General features: G+C 62.7%; 12 protein-coding genes. 11 read left to right on the forward strand and 1 reads right to left on the reverse strand.

Going from position 1 to position 16,607, the window contains the following annotated elements:
* Positions 1–15 precede the first annotated feature (15 nt).
* The 10 genes from EBB56_RS12765 (at position 16) to EBB56_RS12810 (ending at position 14,737) form a co-directional block, all read left to right on the forward strand.
* Entirely contained in the window at positions 16–441 is a 426-nt protein-coding gene (locus EBB56_RS12765; RefSeq protein ID WP_045992706.1) for a F0F1 ATP synthase subunit epsilon, read from the forward strand.
* 233 nt (positions 442–674) lie between these two features.
* On the forward strand, positions 675–2,048 hold the full coding sequence (gene mgtE, locus EBB56_RS12770) for a magnesium transporter (protein WP_124804535.1): 1,374 nt from the start codon (positions 675–677) through the stop codon (positions 2,046–2,048).
* Positions 2,049–2,158: 110 nt separating this feature from the next.
* On the forward strand, positions 2,159–2,956 hold the full coding sequence (locus EBB56_RS12775) for an undecaprenyl-diphosphate phosphatase (RefSeq protein ID WP_124804536.1): 798 nt from the start codon (positions 2,159–2,161) through the stop codon (positions 2,954–2,956).
* Between the two features lie 20 nt (positions 2,957–2,976).
* Positions 2,977–4,086, forward strand: coding sequence for an FAD:protein FMN transferase (locus tag EBB56_RS12780; protein ID WP_124804537.1), 1,110 nt, complete (start codon positions 2,977–2,979; stop codon positions 4,084–4,086).
* 97 nt (positions 4,087–4,183) lie between these two features.
* Positions 4,184–5,548 carry a bifunctional UDP-N-acetylglucosamine diphosphorylase/glucosamine-1-phosphate N-acetyltransferase GlmU gene (gene glmU / locus EBB56_RS12785; RefSeq protein ID WP_108131963.1) on the forward strand — a complete coding sequence of 455 codons (1,365 nt, stop codon included), beginning with the start codon at positions 4,184–4,186 and terminating at the stop codon, positions 5,546–5,548.
* Positions 5,549–5,638: 90 nt separating this feature from the next.
* Positions 5,639–7,477 (forward strand): glutamine--fructose-6-phosphate transaminase (isomerizing), encoded by a 1,839-nt coding sequence (gene glmS / locus EBB56_RS12790; RefSeq protein WP_045992701.1) that lies wholly within the window; start codon positions 5,639–5,641, stop codon positions 7,475–7,477.
* Between the two features lie 567 nt (positions 7,478–8,044).
* Positions 8,045–9,694, forward strand: a complete 1,650-nt coding sequence (locus EBB56_RS12795) for a BCCT family transporter (RefSeq protein WP_108131965.1) — start codon at positions 8,045–8,047, stop codon at positions 9,692–9,694.
* Positions 9,695–10,742: 1,048 nt separating this feature from the next.
* Positions 10,743–12,047: a DcaP family trimeric outer membrane transporter gene (locus tag EBB56_RS21895; protein WP_185696434.1), complete on the forward strand. Its 1,305-nt coding sequence runs from the start codon at positions 10,743–10,745 to the stop codon at positions 12,045–12,047.
* 194 nt (positions 12,048–12,241) lie between these two features.
* Positions 12,242–13,090, forward strand: coding sequence for a DUF72 domain-containing protein (locus EBB56_RS12805; RefSeq protein WP_108131967.1), 849 nt, complete (start codon positions 12,242–12,244; stop codon positions 13,088–13,090).
* 306 nt (positions 13,091–13,396) lie between these two features.
* Positions 13,397–14,737, forward strand: coding sequence for a sodium-dependent transporter (locus tag EBB56_RS12810; RefSeq protein WP_124804538.1), 1,341 nt, complete (start codon positions 13,397–13,399; stop codon positions 14,735–14,737).
* A 446-nt stretch (positions 14,738–15,183) separates the two neighbouring features.
* Here EBB56_RS12810 and EBB56_RS12815 read toward each other — a convergent pair whose 3' ends face one another.
* Complete coding sequence (locus EBB56_RS12815; RefSeq protein WP_045994480.1) at positions 15,184–15,396, reverse strand: PA3496 family putative envelope integrity protein; 213 nt, start codon at positions 15,394–15,396, stop codon at positions 15,184–15,186.
* A 298-nt stretch (positions 15,397–15,694) separates the two neighbouring features.
* On the opposite strand from EBB56_RS12815, the gene hexR reads away from it, so the two are divergent.
* Entirely contained in the window at positions 15,695–16,555 is an 861-nt protein-coding gene (gene hexR, locus EBB56_RS12820; protein ID WP_045994481.1) for a transcriptional regulator HexR, read from the forward strand.
* The last annotated feature ends 52 nt before the right edge of the window (positions 16,556–16,607 follow it).

Consider the following 16,607-nt stretch of genomic DNA (forward strand, 5'->3'; position numbering starts at 1 on the left):
CCGGGAGACGTCATCATGACGAAAACCATCCAATGCGAGATCGTCAGTGCCGAAGCCTCGGTCTACTCCGGTAGTGCCGAGCAGGTGGTGGCGGCTGGCATCCTGGGGGATCTTGGCATCCTGGCCGGCCACACGCCGCTGCTGACCGAGCTGGCTCCGGGCCCTGTGCGGGTGCTCAACGAAGGCAGCGAGGAGCACTTCTACGTCTCCGGCGGCTTTATCGAAGTGCAGCCCGAGAAGGTGATCGTGCTGGCCGACACGGCGGTTCGCGCATCCGATCTGGATGAAGCGGCCGCCGAAGAGGCCCGCAAGCAGGCCATCAAGGCCATGGAGGACAAGTCGGCGGAGCTGGATTACACCCGCGCCGCGGCGGAACTCTCCGAGGCCCTGGCCCAGCTGCGTACCATCCAGCAGCTGCGCAGGAAGGCCGGCAAGGGCTAAGTTCCCTGGCGCCGATGCCCCACGCCCCCCGAATGGCTGACATTCGGGGGGCGTTTTCGTTGGTGATGACGGCAGCGAACCGCGACTGACGCTTCTTCAATGCTTGCCTTGTGTCTAATGTTCATCCAGACATGGCATCATGTCGCCTTTTCGAGCAGCCCCGATAGGTCGTCTCTTGGGGACACTGCGCCTCAGCGATTTGCGGCAAGGACGCCGGCCATGAGGAGACGTCCATGAATCTGACCCCCAGCCTGGGTGCGCACAAGCAGGTGCTGCTGCGTGCCCTCGATCCCCGCGACAGCAAGACGCTGGAAGCCCGCCTGCCCGAGATTCGCTCGGCGGATCTGGCCGAGATCCTCGAGCGACTGATCGAGGATGAGGACCGCCTGGACAGCGCCGTGGCGCTGTTGGCCTGCCTGCCGGTGGGGCGCCAGGCCAGCGTGTTCGGTCACCTGCCATTCGAGGCCCAGGATGCCATGGCGTCTCGCATCGAGGACGCCTGGCTGTCGCGAATCCTCGACAAGATGGGCTCGGATGAACGTGCCGACCTGTTCAAGGTGCTGGGAGATGATCGCAAGGAGGCGCTGTTACGGCGCATGGCGCGGCGCGAGCGCGAGGCGCTCAAGCGCCTGGCGAGCTACGAAGAGGGCACCGCCGGCGCCCTGATGACCGCCGACTATGTGGCGATCCCGATGGGGCTCACCGTGTCCCGGGCGATGATGCGGGTGCGCCAGACCGCTCCCGACGCCGAGACCGTCTACCAGCTGTACGTGGTGGACGAGCACGGCCGCCTGGCCGGCACCATGTCACTGAGACAGCTGATGGTGGCACGGCCCCAGGCGATCATCGACGAGCTGATGATCCACGACGTCATCAGCATCGGTGTGGACGCCGAGCAGGAAGAGGTCGCCCGGGTGGTGGCACGCTACGACCTGCTGGCGTTGCCGGTGACGGACACCGACGAGCGACTGGTCGGCATCGTCACCCACGACGACGCCATGGACGTGGTCGAGTCCGAGGCCACCGAGGACATCCACAAGGGCATGTCGATCGGTCAGCTGGAAGGTGGCGTGTCCCGGGTGCCGCTGTGGAGCCTGTATCGCAAGCGAGTGATCTGGCTGGTATTGCTGGTGTTCGGCAACCTCTTCTCGGGAGCCGGCATCGCCCACTTCGAGGACACCATCGCCGCCCAGGTGACCCTGGTGTTCTTTCTGCCGCTGTTGATCGGCAGCGGTGGCAATGCCGGCGCCCAGGCCGCCACCCTGATGGTGCGAGGCATGGCCACCGGTGACGTCGGCATCAAGGACTGGAGCAAGCTGCTCGGCCGAGAACTGCTGGTGGCAGGCTCGCTGGGACTGACCATGGCCCTGGCGGTGGCCCCCATCGGGGTCATTAGAGGTGGTGAGGCGGTGGCCTTGGTGGTGGCCATCAGCATGATCTGCATCGTCTTGTTCGGCAGCCTGCTCGGCATGTGCCTGCCGTTCGTGCTCGATCGGCTGGGCTGGGATCCGGCCACCGCCTCGGCACCGCTGGTCACCACCCTGATCGACGCCTCCGGGGTGGTCATCTACTTTTCCATCGCCACGCTGGTACTGATGGGAACTTGATCGACCGCAGCGGGGGCGGCCAGGGGCCCCCTGACAGCGGACAAGAACGCCCGTGGAGTGTATGCTCTTGCGGGCGTTTTGCCTGTTACCCCTCGCTTACGGGTCACTCCATGGATTGGCTACAGATTGTCGTTCTCTCCCTGATTCAGGGAATCACCGAATTTCTTCCGGTATCGAGCTCCGCCCACCTGATACTGGTCCCCGTGTTCAGCGACTGGCCGGACCAGGGACTGGCCTTCGACGTGGCGCTGCATCTGGGTAGCCTTGGCGCGGTGGTCATCTATTTCCGCGACGAGATCCTGCGCATGCTGACGAGCTGGTGTGCCAGCGTCGCCGGTCGCGGCACCGATCAGGACGCTCGGCTGGCCTGGTGGGTGATCCTCGCCACCGTTCCGGTGGGGCTGGCCGGACTGCTGTTCAAGGACGTCATCGAGCAGTATGCCCGCTCGCCCATGGTGCTGGCGTTCGGTCTGATCTTCTTCGGCCTGCTGCTGGGGCTGGCCGACTGGCGCTTCAGGGGCTCGCGCAGCGAGTATCAGCTGCGCTGGAGCGATGCCCTGTGGATCGGCATCGGCCAGGCGCTGGCGCTGATCCCCGGCACTTCGCGCTCCGGCATCACCATCACCGTGGCACTGATGCTGGGCATGGGGCGTGAAGCGGCGGCCCGCTTCTCGTTTCTGCTGTCGATTCCGGTGATCGTGCTGGCGGGAGGGCTCGAGGCCTGCGAGCTGATTCAGACGGGTGTCGATGTGCACTGGGGTGACATGGCGCTCGGCACGCTGCTGTCCGGCGTCAGCGCCTACCTGTGCATCCATTTCTTCCTGTCGTTCATCAAGCGCATCGGCATGCAGCCCTTCGTCGTCTATCGCCTGCTGCTTGGTATCGCCCTGATCTGGCTGTTTGGCTGATATATCTGAAGAGACCCCTCATGACTGGATTCAAGACCGCTCGGCGTGGATGGCTGACAACCTGGCTGGCGCCCCTCCTGATGGCACTGCTGGTGTCCGGTTGCAGCGAAGAGACCACTACCCGTTCGCCGATCACCCTGGAAGGCGACATCTTCGGCACCTTCTACCAGATCACCCTGGCCGATCCGCTGACACGCGAGCAGGTCGAGGAGATCGAGCAGGGCGTACTCGACGAGATGCACGCGGTCGACGCCTCCATGTCGACCTGGCGCGAGGATTCGGAGCTGTCCGCCTTCAATCAGTCACCGCTGGGGCAATGGCAGCCGATCTCCGACGAATTCATGGAGGTGCTGGCCATCAGCCAGTCGGTCAACCAGCAAAGTCACGGCGCCTTCGACGTCACCGTCGGTAGCCTGGTCAATCTGTGGAGTTTTGGCCCCGAGGCCCGGCCCCGGGAAATCCCCGAGGAAGAGGTACTCGAGCAGCGCTTGTCTCAGGTCGGCATGGACGCGCTCGAGATCGACACCGCCGAGGCCCAGGCCCGTCGCCTGCGTGACGTCTACATCGATCTGTCAGGGGTGGCCAAGGGTTTCGCCACCGACGAGGTGGCGGCCTATCTGGATCGCCAGGGTATCGCCAACTACCTGGTCAACCTTGGCGGAGAGGTCAAGGTCAAGGGGCGCCGTGACGGTGGCAAGGGGCTTTGGCGCATCGGTATCGAGGTGCCCGAGAACGGTGCGCCCAAGGCTCAGCACGTGGTCGGCCTCGATGACGTCTCGGTGGCGACTTCCGGTGACTACCGTCACTACTTCGAGGCCGATGGCAAGCGCTACTCCCATACCATCGACCCCCGCACAGGGCGCCCCATCACCCATCGGCTGGCCTCGGTGACGGTGGTGCATCCGTCCAATGCCTGGGCCGACGCCTGGGCCACCGCGCTGAGCGTGATGGGCGAAGAGGAAGGCATGCAGGCCGCCATCGACCAGGAGTTGCCGGTGGTGATGCTGGTGCGTCAGGGTGAGGGCTGGGAAAGTCGGGTCAGCCCCGCCTTTGTGACGCGCTTTGGGCAGGAGATGGTCGATACCCTGGGGCTGACGGTGGTGACGGATGTCGACACCCCGCTAGAATAGTAGCGCTGGCCTCTCACGACGGATCACTGAAACCGTTGGTCGGTTCGCTACTGTTGCGATATTTGCTTCGATCTTTTGTTTTAGACAAGGAGTCACGATGAGCCTCGATGTGGTGATTCTCGCCGCCGGACAGGGCACCCGCATGCGCTCGAGCCTGCCCAAGGTGCTGCATACCCTGGCGGGCAAGCCGATGGTCCGTCATGTGGTCGATACTGCCCGGGGTCTCGATGCGGATCGCACCCACGTGGTCATCGGGCACGGTGGCGAGCGGGTTCGCGATGCCCTGGCCGACAGCGAGGTTCGCTTTGCCCATCAGGCCGAGCAGAAGGGTACCGGTCACGCCGTCGCCCAGGCGCTGGGCCAGCTTGGCGATGGCAAGGTGCTGGTGCTCTACGGTGACGTGCCGCTGATCCGTCGGCAAACGCTGGCGGCCTTGCTGGAGCAGGTGGACGAGCGCCATATGGGGCTTCTGACCGTGACCCTGGACGACCCGGCGGGATACGGCCGCATCGTGCGTGACGACCAAGGCAAGGTGGTGGCCATCGTCGAGCAGAAGGATGCCTCTGAAAGCGAGCTTGCGATCACCGAGTGCAACACCGGCATCATGGCCATGACCAGCGCCCAGCTGAAGCGCTGGTTGCCTGAGCTGTCGTCGGACAACGCCCAGGGCGAGTACTACCTGACCGATGTGATCGCCATGGCCGCCGCCGAGGGCATTGAGGTGGCCACTGCCCAGCCGGCACGGCCGATGGAGGTCGAAGGCGTCAACAATCGCGCCCAGATGGCGCGTCTCGAGCGAGCATACCAGCGTGACATCGCCGAGGCGCTGATGGAAAAGGGCGTGGCCCTGGCCGACCCAGACCGTCTCGACGTGCGTGGCAAGCTGACTTGCGGGCACGACGTCTTCATCGACGTGGGTTGTGTGTTCGAAGGCGAGGTGGAGCTCGGAGAAGGTGTGCGCATCGGCCCCTACTCGGTGGTACGCAACAGCCATGTTGGCGCCGAAAGCGTCATCGAGGCCCACAGCATCGTCGACGGTGCAGTATTGGCCGGGCTGAACCAGATCGGTCCCTTCGCCCGGCTGCGTCCTGGCTCGCGCCTGGCGGTCAAGGCCAAGGTCGGTAACTTTGTCGAAACCAAGAACGCCGAAGTGGGCGAGGGCAGCAAGATCAACCACCTGAGCTACGTGGGTGACGCCCGCCTGGGACGCGAGGTCAATATCGGCGCCGGCACCATCACCTGCAACTATGACGGTGCCAACAAGCACCGCACCGAGATCGGTGACGCCGCCTTCATCGGGTCCAATTCGGCGCTGGTAGCCCCGGTCAGTGTCGGCGAGGGCGCCACCGTCGGTGCCGGCTCCACCATCAGCCGCGACGTCGCCGATCATAGCCTGGCGGTGACGAGGTCCCGCCAGATCGCCAAGGCCAACTGGCCGCGGCCGACCAAGGACGAGGATTGACGGACGCTTCCGCCCGATTCTGCCGTTGCGGCCCCCTCTCGATTGCTGGTCAGCGGTAGCCAATAACGAATCTCTCAAGGAGTGACCCCTATGTGTGGCATCGTCGCCGCGGTGGCCCAGCGCAACGTACAGAACATTCTGCTCGAAGGCCTCAAGCGCCTCGAGTACCGCGGCTATGACAGTGCCGGCATGGCGGTGCGCAGCCCCGAGGGAGAACTGGTGCGCCAGCGCGCGGTGGGCAAGGTGGCCGCGCTCGAGGCGCGACTGGAGGATTCGGCGCTGCCGGGGCTCAGCGGTATTGCTCACACCCGCTGGGCGACCCACGGTCGCCCCAGCGAGCCCAACGCCCATCCCCACCAGTCGCGTGATCGCCTGGCGGTGGTGCATAACGGCATCATCGAGAATCACGAGCAGCTGCGTCGGGAACTCACCGATCAGGGCTATGTGTTCGAGTCCGAGACCGATACCGAGGTGATCGCCCACCTGCTGGAGCGTGAGTCTCGCCTCGACGGTGATCTGCTCAGCGCCTTCCAGCGGGTCGTCGCCGGCCTCGATGGCGCCTACGCCCTGGGGGTCATGGCGGTGGACGAGCCCGATGTGGTGGTCGGCGCGCGCAAGGGCAGCCCGCTGGTGGTCGGCGTCGGCATCGGTGAGGCCTTCCTGGCGTCTGACCCGCTGGCGCTGCTGCCGGTGACCGATCGCTTCATCTATCTGCGTGAAGGCGACGTGGTGCGCCTGTCCGCCAATGGTCGCATCGAGATCTTCGATGCCGAGGGGACCGCCGTCGAGCGTGAGGTCCAGACCTTCGAGCATGGTGACGGCGCCGCCAGCAAGGGCGAGTACCGCCACTTCATGCTCAAGGAGATCCACGAACAGCCGGCGGTGATCGCCGCGGCGCTGGAAGGCCGCCTGGGCGACCGCTCGGTGCTGGTGGAAAGCTTCGGCCCCGATGCCGAGGGACTGTTCCAGCAGGTCCGCCAGATCCATATCGTGGCCTGCGGCACCAGCTATCACGCCGGCATGGTGGCGCGCTACTGGCTCGAGCGCTACACCGGCATCCCGGTGCAGGTGGAGGTCGCCTCCGAGTATCGCTACCGCCAGGTGGTGGTGCCCCAGGGCACCCTGTTCGTGACCCTGTCCCAGTCCGGCGAGACCGCCGACACCCTGGCCGCGCTGCGGTTTGCCATGGAGCAGGACAACTACCTGGGCAGCCTGGGTATCTGCAACGTACCGGGCAGCTCGCTGGTGCGCGAGGCCGACCTGAGCCTGATGACCCAGGCCGGCCCCGAGATCGGTGTGGCCTCCACCAAGGCCTTCACCACCCAGTTGACCGCGCTGATGCTGTTCGCCCTGGCGCTTGGCCGGGTGCGGGGCATGGACGAGGACGAGCAGGCCGAGATCGTCGCCGCTCTGCGGACCCTGCCGGCGCTGTGCAGCCAGGTGCTGGGCCTGGACGAGGCCATCGAGCGGCTATCCATGGCCTTCGCCGAGAAGCACCATGCGCTGTTCCTGGGACGTGGCGCCCACTTCCCCATCGCCCAGGAAGGCGCCTTGAAGCTCAAGGAAATTTCCTACATTCACGCCGAGGCCTACCCGGCGGGCGAGCTCAAGCACGGCCCTCTGGCGCTGGTGGACAGCGAGATGCCGGTGATCTCGGTGGCGCCCAACGACGAATTGCTCGACAAGCTCAAGTCCAACCTGCAGGAGGTCAAGGCTCGAGGCGGCGAGTTGTACGTGTTCGCCGACGAGAATGTCGGCCTGAACGCCAGCGAGGGCATCCAGGTGCTGCACCTGCCCCACGTCCACGAGGCACTGGCGCCGATCCTCTACACCCTGCCGCTGCAGCTATTGTCGTACCACGTGGCGGTGCTCAAGGGGACCGATGTCGATCAGCCGCGCAATCTGGCCAAGTCGGTGACGGTGGAGTAGACATACCGTCGGGCGATAGTATGGCAGCGGTCGCAGACTCGGCGTGACGGAAGGGAAATCTTCCCATCAACTCCAGAGAAGGTGTTGATGCAGTCCGTTCTTGTTCTTGGAGGCTAAAGAGAGTGCGGTGACACCCCGGTGTCCCGCGCTCTTTTTGCTTGGGAATGGGGTCCACTTCAGTTCAGGGATGGAGAGCAAGTCACCGATCAATCAGACAGGACTGCCGCCAAATAGCCCGGCACCGGATTTGACGATATCTCGTTGCGTTCTCGGTGGTGATGATTCTGATGTGCTATACAGTGATCAAGGCGTTGAACGGAAAGCGGCGTCGCTTTCGTTGATATTTCCACGCGTTATTTGCGGTCCCCCCTGTTGTGCTGACCTGCACGGGGTAGAGGGTTTCAGGGGAGGGCTGCTGTTTCCGGTGCACATATTGACGCCGAGAGCTCAATCTTTCCGCTACTGGTAAGGGAGCCTCAGCTCTCATCGCTTGTCCTGTCACACGCAACAGCTGACGTGTGCGAGACTCACTCGGCCAGTGTGTTTCCATCCACAGGAGCATCATTCATGAGTACTCAAAGCGAGCAGGCTCCAACCCCGGTTTCGGACGACATGCAGACGGACTATACCGTCGGGCAGGACAACTTCGAGGGCAGCCTGGGGCCTATCGGCTTCGATATACATAACCGGGTCTTCGCCATCTCGGCGCTGGCCTCGATTGTCTTCATCGTGCTGACGCTGCTGTTCCCCGAGCGAGCCGGTAATCTATTTCAGTCCATTGTCAGCTTCTCCACCGGCACCCTCGACAGCTACTTCATGATCGTGGTGGACGGCTTCATCCTGTTCTGTCTGGCACTGGTCGTGCTGCCATACGGCAAGGTCCGCCTGGGCGGCCCCGACGCCACGCCGGAGTATGGCTACCTGTCCTGGTTTGCGATGCTGTTCGCGGCCGGCATTGGCATCGGCCTGCTGTTCTTCGGCGTGCTGGAACCGGTCTATCACGCCAACGTCTCCTCGCCGCTAGGCACGCCCTCGCCCTTCGGCAGCGACGGGGAACTGAACGCTGAGGCCATCGCCGACGCCACCGCCATGGGGCTGGCCGGCACCTATCTGCACTGGGGCATCCACGGCTGGGCCGTCTACGTGGTGATGGCGCTGGCGCTGTCCATCTTTACCTACAACAAGGGCCTGCCCTTCTCCATCCGTTCGGCGTTCTTCCCGCTGCTGGGTGACCGCGTCTGGGGCTGGTGGGGCCACGTCATCGACATCCTGGCGGTATTCTCGACCCTGTTTGGCCTGGCCACCTCGCTCGGCCTCGGCGCTCAGCAGGCCAACGCCGGCATGAACTTCGTCTTCGGCCTGGACGTCAGCATCACCACTCAGGTGGTCGTGATCGCAGCCGTCACCGCAGTGGCGCTGGTTTCGGTGTGGCGCGGTCTGGAAGGTGGCGTGAAGCGGCTTTCCGAGATCAACATGGGAATGGCCGTGCTGTTCTTCTTCTTCGTGCTGTTCGCCGGCCCGACCCTGGCAGCGCTCGCCGGCTTCTGGGCCGGCCTTGAGACCTACGTGACGAAGTTCATCCCGCTGTCGGCCCCCTTCGGCCGCGAGGACGACGCCTATCGCCAATCCTGGACCATCTTCTACTGGGCCTGGTGGATCAGCTGGGCGCCTTTCGTCGGCATGTTTATCGCCCGCGTCTCCCGGGGGCGCACGGTGCGTGAGTTCGTGATCTGTGTGCTGGTGATCCCGAGTCTGTTCATCTTCATCTGGATGGGCGTGTTCGGCGCCACCGCCCTCGACCAGCTATATGCCAATCCGGCCGGTAGCCTGGTCAAGGAATACGTGATCGACAGCTACAGCCCCGAGCTGTCGCTGTTCGCCATGCTCAACGAGCTGCCGCTGTCGGGCCTGATGTCGACCCTGGGCATTATCCTGGCGCTGATCTTCTTCGTCACCTCGTCGGATTCCGGCTCGCTGGTGATCGATACCATCACCGCCGGTGGCAAGATCGATGCACCGCGCCCTCAGCGCATGTTCTGGGCCACGGTGGAAGGCCTGATTGCCATCGTACTGCTGATCGGCGGCGGACTCTCGGCGCTCCAGGCCGGAGTCACGGCTACCGCGATCCCCTTCTCGGTGGTGATGATTGTGATGTGCTACACCATCATCAAGGCGCTGAACGGCGAGCTTCGTCAGTTACGCCGTCGGGGTGGCTGAGTCCTCTCATCATGCGAAATCTGTCGGCTTTCTTTGGTTGTAGATGCTCTATCTGCTGGCACAACAACGTCGACTGACCCCGTTTTGCTGCATCCAGCTTTGCCCGGCCTCACGAGGTCGGGCTTGTTCCCTTCCTGTTGTGTAGTGCTGAGGGAAGCGTAGGCTCAAGTGTCGCCGCAGATCCAGGAGGTGCGGTCGAGGACAACGCGATATTCCGTCTACCGGGGTATGGCTCCCCCTAGCTCGATAGATCAATGTTCAAGTCATTGATGGTAATGAACACAGTTTTTCTAGATAGGCGCTAGAAGCGTGACGCGATCGGTGCCGGCAGCCCAAATCCACATGAAGTGACGAAGAGCTCTTTCCAGAGTGATGTCGGCCGAGAGGTATCGCCGACGGCGCGACGAGTCAGCGTCATAGCTGCGAGGCCAAAGGTATCCTGGCGCAGCGCCGGGAAGTCTTGAGGCGACAAAGCAGCTTTATCCGGAGTGTTGGTCCTGGGACATCGGAAACCTCGGCCTGCCAGAGGTAGTGCACCTGAATCCCGAGAGGAATGCGGCGCCCCTGGCGGCAGGGTGTTAAAGAGTCAGAATCATTTCAAGTGTCATCTGTGTTGACAGGCTCCGCGCTGCCGGTCCGAGAACCAGATCACAAAAACAGCACGTTGATGCAGTGGTATTTTCTTGAGGTCGGCCAGGCGCCGCTTCTACTGCCTATCGATATATGCTGTACCGGTACTTGATAAAGAAGAAAGCTCGTAATTTTCCATATTTTCCGGTTCTAGCATTATGAATTTGTAAGATATATTTCTATTGTTTTGCTAATTCGGACGCTTCTTTTTCGTGCTTCATTGGGCACAATATCAAACACCGTTCTCTAACCTTCATTCCTATATTCGTTAGTTAAGCGCTTGGTTATACGTGGTCGCCATTCCTGCGAGTGGTTTGCCGGCCATGCCTGAGTCTCCGAGCGTGCAGGCGTCGGTGATTCAGTTCAGCGACAGCCGCCATGACGACCGCCACGACAACGATAATGAAGGGGGACGGCGATGAGCGGATTACGATCCACAAGCGCCTTGCTGACGGGAACGGGCCTTTGTCTGCTGATGCCGATCGCGGCCGAGGCGCAGACGTCGATGCAGGAACTCAATGACCTGAAGGCCCAGATCGAACAGCTCAAGGCCCAACAGCAGGCGGCCATGCAACTGGTTGAACAGCAGCAGGCCCAGATCGATAACCTGATCAACCAGCAGGCCAGCATGCAGCAGGACGTCGCCGACGTCAGCGAGAACGTGGTCAAGCGCACCGATAGTGGCGACTTCCTGGTGGGAGATACCACGGTGTCCTTTGGCGGCTACATCAAGGCTCAGGCGGCGTTCTCCGACAATGGGCTCAGCGACGGCAAGGCCAACGAGACGGTGACGGCGGGGCTGTTGCGCGCCACCGACGATGACGCCGACAACCGCGTCAGTTTCAGTGCGCGGGAAACGCGTCTGAGCTTTGGTACCAGTACACCGCTGGGTGGCGATACCATGAAGACCTATATCGAGACGGACTTCTATGGCGCCGACGACGAAGCCAACGAATTTGTTTCGCACTCCTACGCGCCGCGGCTGCGCCACGCCTACCTGAGCTGGGGCAACTGGCTGGCCGGGCAGTACTGGTCAACCTTCATGGATCTCAAGGGGCTTGGCGAGATCGACGCCTTCAGTACCCATACCGGCTCGATCTTCGTGCGCCAGCCACAGCTTCGCTATACCTATCCGCTGGATTGGGGCAGCCTGCAGTTCGCGGTGGAGAACCCCGAGGACGGCGACGACGACCAGGACACCCCGGACATGGTGGCCCGGGTCAATGTGGACCAGGAGTGGGGGCATGTTTCAGCGGCCACCGTGGTCAGGCGCTTCAGCCTGGATGACGCCGAGGACGACGACAGTCGCTGGGGGGCCGGTTACAGCCTGACCGGACGATTCCCGGTGTTCGAAAAAGACGACCTCATGCTGCAGGCCAACTATGGCAACCTGGGACGCTACATGGCGCTGGGCGCCTACCCCAACGCCAAGGTGGAGGACGGCCAGATCAAGATGGTGGAGTCCTGGGGCGCCTCGGCCATCTATCGTCACTACTGGACCGACACGCTGCGCTCGAGCATCGCCTACTCGGCGACTGAACTCGACAGCAACGGTACCGGCGATGACACCGACAGCTACGACAGCTTCTTTCTCAACCTGATGTGGTCGCCCTTTGCCAATACCACACTGTCGGCGGAGTATCAGCGCTACGACCTGGATGAGGTGGACGGCGATACCTTCGACCTGGACAGGGTTCAGTTCTCCGCCAAGTACGACTTCTAGGAGGCTGAAAATCCCCTGTGTCCGTCGGCTTTTCGGACAGAGTCCCGGCTGAGGGCGAGAAGCTCCGGCGCTCGGCGCCGCTTGCAGCTTGTCAGCATCGCCCCGTTCGGCAACACCGGGCGGGGCGATGCTATGCTGGCGCCCCTGAAACCGTCGAGTCTGCCTTCTTGAACGATCGATCAGCGCAACCACCCATGTACATTGGTCTGCCGATGTGGGCCAATCCCGACTGGCGTGGTGGTCTCTATCCACCCCACGCCGGGCGCGAGGGTTGGCTCGACGACTACGCCGCCGTATTCAACGCCGTCGAGGGAAATACCACCTTCTACAGCGGGGCGCCCAGGCCACGGACGGTGGAAGGTTGGTCCCGCCAGGCGCCACCGGGCTTTCGCTTCTGCTTCAAGCTGCCCCAGGCGCTGACACATGCAAAACGATTGCGCCAGGTCGAGACCGATGTGGGCGACTTCGTCGAGGCCCTGTGGCCACTGAAGGACCGCCTCGGGCCGGTCATGATTCAGCTCCCCAGGGACTTTGGTCCTGAGGAGGTGCCTGCTCTGGAGAAGGTTCTAAGAGATTGGCCACAAGACGTACCCTGCGCAGTAGAACTGCGCCACAGTGAATTTTTCCACAAGGGGAGCGCCGAGAGAGATATCAACGCCCTGTTGATAAGTCATGGCGCCGATCGCGTGATGCTGGATGTCAGGCCGTTGTTTTCCGGACCGCCCGAGGCCCATTCGGGATTGATCCAGGCTCGTGCGGAAAAGCCAAGACGCCCACTACACGTGATCTCTACAGCAAAATTTCCTGTGATACGTTTCATTGGCCATCTTGACAGCGCCATCAACGAGCACTATTTCACCCCCTGGATAGACCAGCTCGCCTTGTGGATAAAACAGGGGAAAACCCCTTTTCTTTTTGTGCATACGGCGGATAATCGCGAGGCTCCGGAACTGGCCAGAAACCTGTACGCCAGAGTCGCCGATAGAATGGGGTGGCAGGCATTGCCCGGGTTTCCGGGAGATCGACAGAATCAGCTGCTTTGACCATTGTTGGCTGGCGTTTGTTATTGTCATACGCTAGTTTTGTCGGCTGTTCGTCACTTGCCACGGGCCAGAGACGGTCGCCTCCTTATCCTTGGATGGTGACTCGCCTGGACCCACCGGTCTCGACCAGCGCGAACCCTGCGCTGGGGAAGAGTGGTGTGCCGGCAGTGATCCTGCTGACATCCGTCAGACCCCTTGTACATCGGTGGATCCGTGACCCGGACCATCGAGGACGTGGCGACTACAAACACAACGCCGTCATTGCATCCGATCGATCGATGACGACACGTATCCGAAGGGTGATTTATGTCCAAAACGACACACGCGCAGTGGTCATCGCGCTTTTCCTTTATCCTCGCCGCCACCGGTTCCGCTGTCGGGCTTGGTAATATTTGGAAGTTTCCCTACATGGTGGGCGAGAGCGGTGGTGCCGCCTTCGTGCTCGTCTACCTGCTGTGCATCGGCCTGATCGGCCTGCCGATCCTGGTCACCGAGTGGATGATCGGTCGGCGTGGGCAAAGCAACCCGGTCAATGCCATGGCCAGCGTCGCGGCCAAGGCCGGTCAGCCCAAGGTCTGGGCCCTGGTCGGCGTCGCCGGGGTCATCGGTGCCTTCCTGATCCTGTCGTTCTACAGCGTGATCGGTGGCTGGTCGCTGTACTACACCCTCGGCAGCGTGACCGGTGACTTCAGCGGCCAGGACGCCGACGGTATCGGCGCCTTGTTCAGCGGCATGCTGGCAAGCCCCGGTCTGCTGCTGCTGTGGCACTCCATCTTCATGCTGCTGGTCATCGGTATCGTTGCTCGCGGCGTGACCAAGGGCCTGGAAGGCGCGGTCAACGTGTTGATGCCGGCCCTGGCGCTGCTGCTGGTGGTGCTGGTGGGCTACGGCATGACCACCGGCCACTTCGGTGAGGCGTTGAACTATCTGTTCAACCCGGACTGGTCCGCACTCAATGGTGAGGTGGTACTGGCAGCGCTGGGACACGCCTTCTTCACCCTGTCACTGGGCATGGGCATCATGATCGCCTACGGTTCCTACCTCGGCGAGAAGGTCGACCTGATCAAGACCGCACGCACCGTGGTGATCATGGATACCGTGATCGCACTCGGCGCGGGCCTGGCGATCTTCCCGATCGTGTTTGCCAATCAGCTCGACCTGGCCTCCGGCCCGAGCCTGATCTTCGTCACCCTGCCGCTGGCCTTCGGCAATATGGGCGGTGGCCTGATCCTGGGTCTGATGTTCTTCCTGCTGCTGACCTTCGCCGCCCTGACCTCGGCCATTTCGCTGCTCGAGCCGGTGGTCGAGTTTGTCGAAGAGCGCACGCCGTTGTCGCGTTCCGCGTCGGCGGTGGTCTCCGGCATCGGCGCCTGGGCGCTGGGTATCGCCGCTCTGCTGTCCTTCAACGTGTGGAGTGACCCGGTACTGTTTGGCCTCGGGGTGTTCGACCTGCTGGACAAGCTGACCAGCAAGTTCATGCTGCCGTTGACCGGCCTGGGTGCCATCCTGTTCGCGGGCTGGTTCCTCAACCGCGAAGGCGTGGCCGAAGACCTCGGTCTGTCCGGTGGCAAGGAAGCCCTGTGGGTCGCCTTGACCCGCTTCGTGGCGCCCATCGGTGTGGCGGTGGTGTTCATCTCCAGCCTGTAACAGGCGTCATTGCTGCATGCCAGACCAGAGACCCGGCCTTGTGCCGGGTCTCTGCGTTGACAGGCAATGCCAGACGATCCATCGGAACCGGGCGGCAGGGCAAGACTGCCCGTACAGAGTGACCAAAGGGGGACGTCAACGAGGTGGCAGTGGGGCCTCAGCGGGAGCCCAACGAGACGTCAGTGCTTGTTCATTGATGCCTGCAGCCAAAGACATGCATTTGGGAGAGCATGCCAGGAGGGACGCTTGGCGGTGCCTTTGACGCGCCTGGGGCTTTCAGGCGACAGACACCTGATGGCGAGTCTCGTCGGTGCGATTCTCGCAAGGGATGGGCCGGCCGTCGCTCGAGCCAGCGGCCAGGCCCCGAATTATGGTACAGACCCGCGTTGTTGGCGGTCTGGCGCACGTCGGGCCGGCGGCCACGCGTGCTGGTTCAGTCTACCGGGTCAGTGCATTTCGTCGTCGTTGCCGTCTTCCGGCAGTTCGGCGATGTCTTCGGATAGACGCTTGAATTCCCGATGAAGCTCGATGCCGCGGCGGGCTCGCAGGTTACGTTGGGCCGCGGTGCGGGAGCGCCTTTCGTGTTCGGCGACTTCCATGCTCATGAAGATGTCGAGGAGTTCACTCTTGACGGAGGATAACCTTTCGACATTACGCATGATCGATTCTCCTATGCAGTGAATGTGCCGGCATCCAGGACGCTGCGCGACACTGCCCTTTTACTATACCCCAGTTGACAAAAAGATGACGGTGTGGACGTCAATCCTGCAACGTTCTGCCAACGCTAGAAAAAAATCCATCCGGTTGAGCAGGGGCGGCCTGGGGGCTCGATGCATGACGCAGCACAGGGCGCATTTGACGCCGTCATGGGGCATACTGGAACCAGACCGGATCGATAGCGACGGGCATTGCGCCCTGCCAGCTCCGGGTCCTCCCAGCCAGTCAAAGGAGTAGAGGGTGAGTCGCGCGCTGTTTGATGAAATGCGACGTCGCATGGAGCACTTCCGTCGGTCGGAGCAGAAGGTCGCACGCTTCGTATTGCGCAACCCCGACGAAGTTATCCACATGCGTATCGTCGATCTGGCCACTGAGGCCAAGGTCAGCGAGCCCACGGTGGTACGCTTCTGCCGGGCCCTGGGCTGCAACGGCTTTCAGGACTTCAAGCTGAAGTTGGCGCAGATGCTGGCGTCGGGCAGCCAGTTCGCGCAGTTCTCGATGAATGACAGCGACTCCGTGGCCGAGTTTTCCCACAGCATCTTCGATTCCACGGTGGGGACCCTGCTGTCGATCAGGGACCGGCTCGACAACGAGGCGTTGAACAAGACCATCAACGCCCTGGCCATGGCCAATCGCGTCGAGTTCTACGGCTACGGAGCCTCCGGTGCGGTGGCCTTCGATGCTCAGCACAAGTTTTTCAGGCTGCAGATTTCCACCGCCGCCTACGCCGATCCGCACATGCAGAACATGTCGGCGGTGACCCTCAAGGAAGGCGATGTGGTGGTGGCGATCTCGCAGACCGGCCGCACCCGGGCACTGGTGGCCAGCGTCAAGCTGGCACGGGAGGCGGGCGCCACCGTGGTCGGTCTCTGCCCCAGCGGCTCCCCCCTGGCGGACGAGGTCGACCTGCCGTTGTACATCGATGTGCCTGAAGACACCGAGATCTACACGCCCATGAGTTCCCGTATCGCCCATCTGGTACTGGTCGACGTGCTGGCGGTGGGAGTGGCGAAGACCCGGGGCCCCAAGCTCGCCGAGCAGCTCAAGGCGGTAAAGCGCAGCCTCAACCCGCTGCGCTATCCGGAGTCTGATCCTTCCTGACCGAGGGCGCCCTGCCTGTCCATTTATCCAGCATCGCTGTGATAGACTGGGC

Origin of the sequence: Halomonas sp. YLB-10, assembly GCF_003856855.1 — a bacterium.
Classification (GTDB): domain Bacteria; phylum Pseudomonadota; class Gammaproteobacteria; order Pseudomonadales; family Halomonadaceae; genus Halomonas; species Halomonas litopenaei.

What these genes read in the sequence shown, in the direction of transcription:
- EBB56_RS12805 (WP_108131967.1), top strand. Translation starts at nt 12,242, where the DNA reads ATGTACATTGGTCTGCCGATGTGGGCCAATCCCGACTGGCGTGGTGGT.
- glmU (WP_108131963.1), top strand. Translation starts at nt 4,184, where the DNA reads ATGAGCCTCGATGTGGTGATTCTCGCCGCCGGACAGGGCACCCGCATG.
- EBB56_RS12795 (WP_108131965.1), top strand. Translation starts at nt 8,045, where the DNA reads ATGAGTACTCAAAGCGAGCAGGCTCCAACCCCGGTTTCGGACGACATG.
- EBB56_RS12775 (WP_124804536.1), top strand. Translation starts at nt 2,159, where the DNA reads ATGGATTGGCTACAGATTGTCGTTCTCTCCCTGATTCAGGGAATCACC.
- EBB56_RS21895 (WP_185696434.1), top strand. Translation starts at nt 10,743, where the DNA reads ATGAGCGGATTACGATCCACAAGCGCCTTGCTGACGGGAACGGGCCTT.
- EBB56_RS12765 (WP_045992706.1), top strand. Translation starts at nt 16, where the DNA reads ATGACGAAAACCATCCAATGCGAGATCGTCAGTGCCGAAGCCTCGGTC.
- glmS (WP_045992701.1), top strand. Translation starts at nt 5,639, where the DNA reads ATGTGTGGCATCGTCGCCGCGGTGGCCCAGCGCAACGTACAGAACATT.
- EBB56_RS12815 (WP_045994480.1), bottom strand. Translation starts at nt 15,396, where the DNA reads ATGCGTAATGTCGAAAGGTTATCCTCCGTCAAGAGTGAACTCCTCGAC.
- EBB56_RS12780 (WP_124804537.1), top strand. Translation starts at nt 2,977, where the DNA reads ATGACTGGATTCAAGACCGCTCGGCGTGGATGGCTGACAACCTGGCTG.
- EBB56_RS12810 (WP_124804538.1), top strand. Translation starts at nt 13,397, where the DNA reads ATGTCCAAAACGACACACGCGCAGTGGTCATCGCGCTTTTCCTTTATC.
- mgtE (WP_124804535.1), top strand. Translation starts at nt 675, where the DNA reads ATGAATCTGACCCCCAGCCTGGGTGCGCACAAGCAGGTGCTGCTGCGT.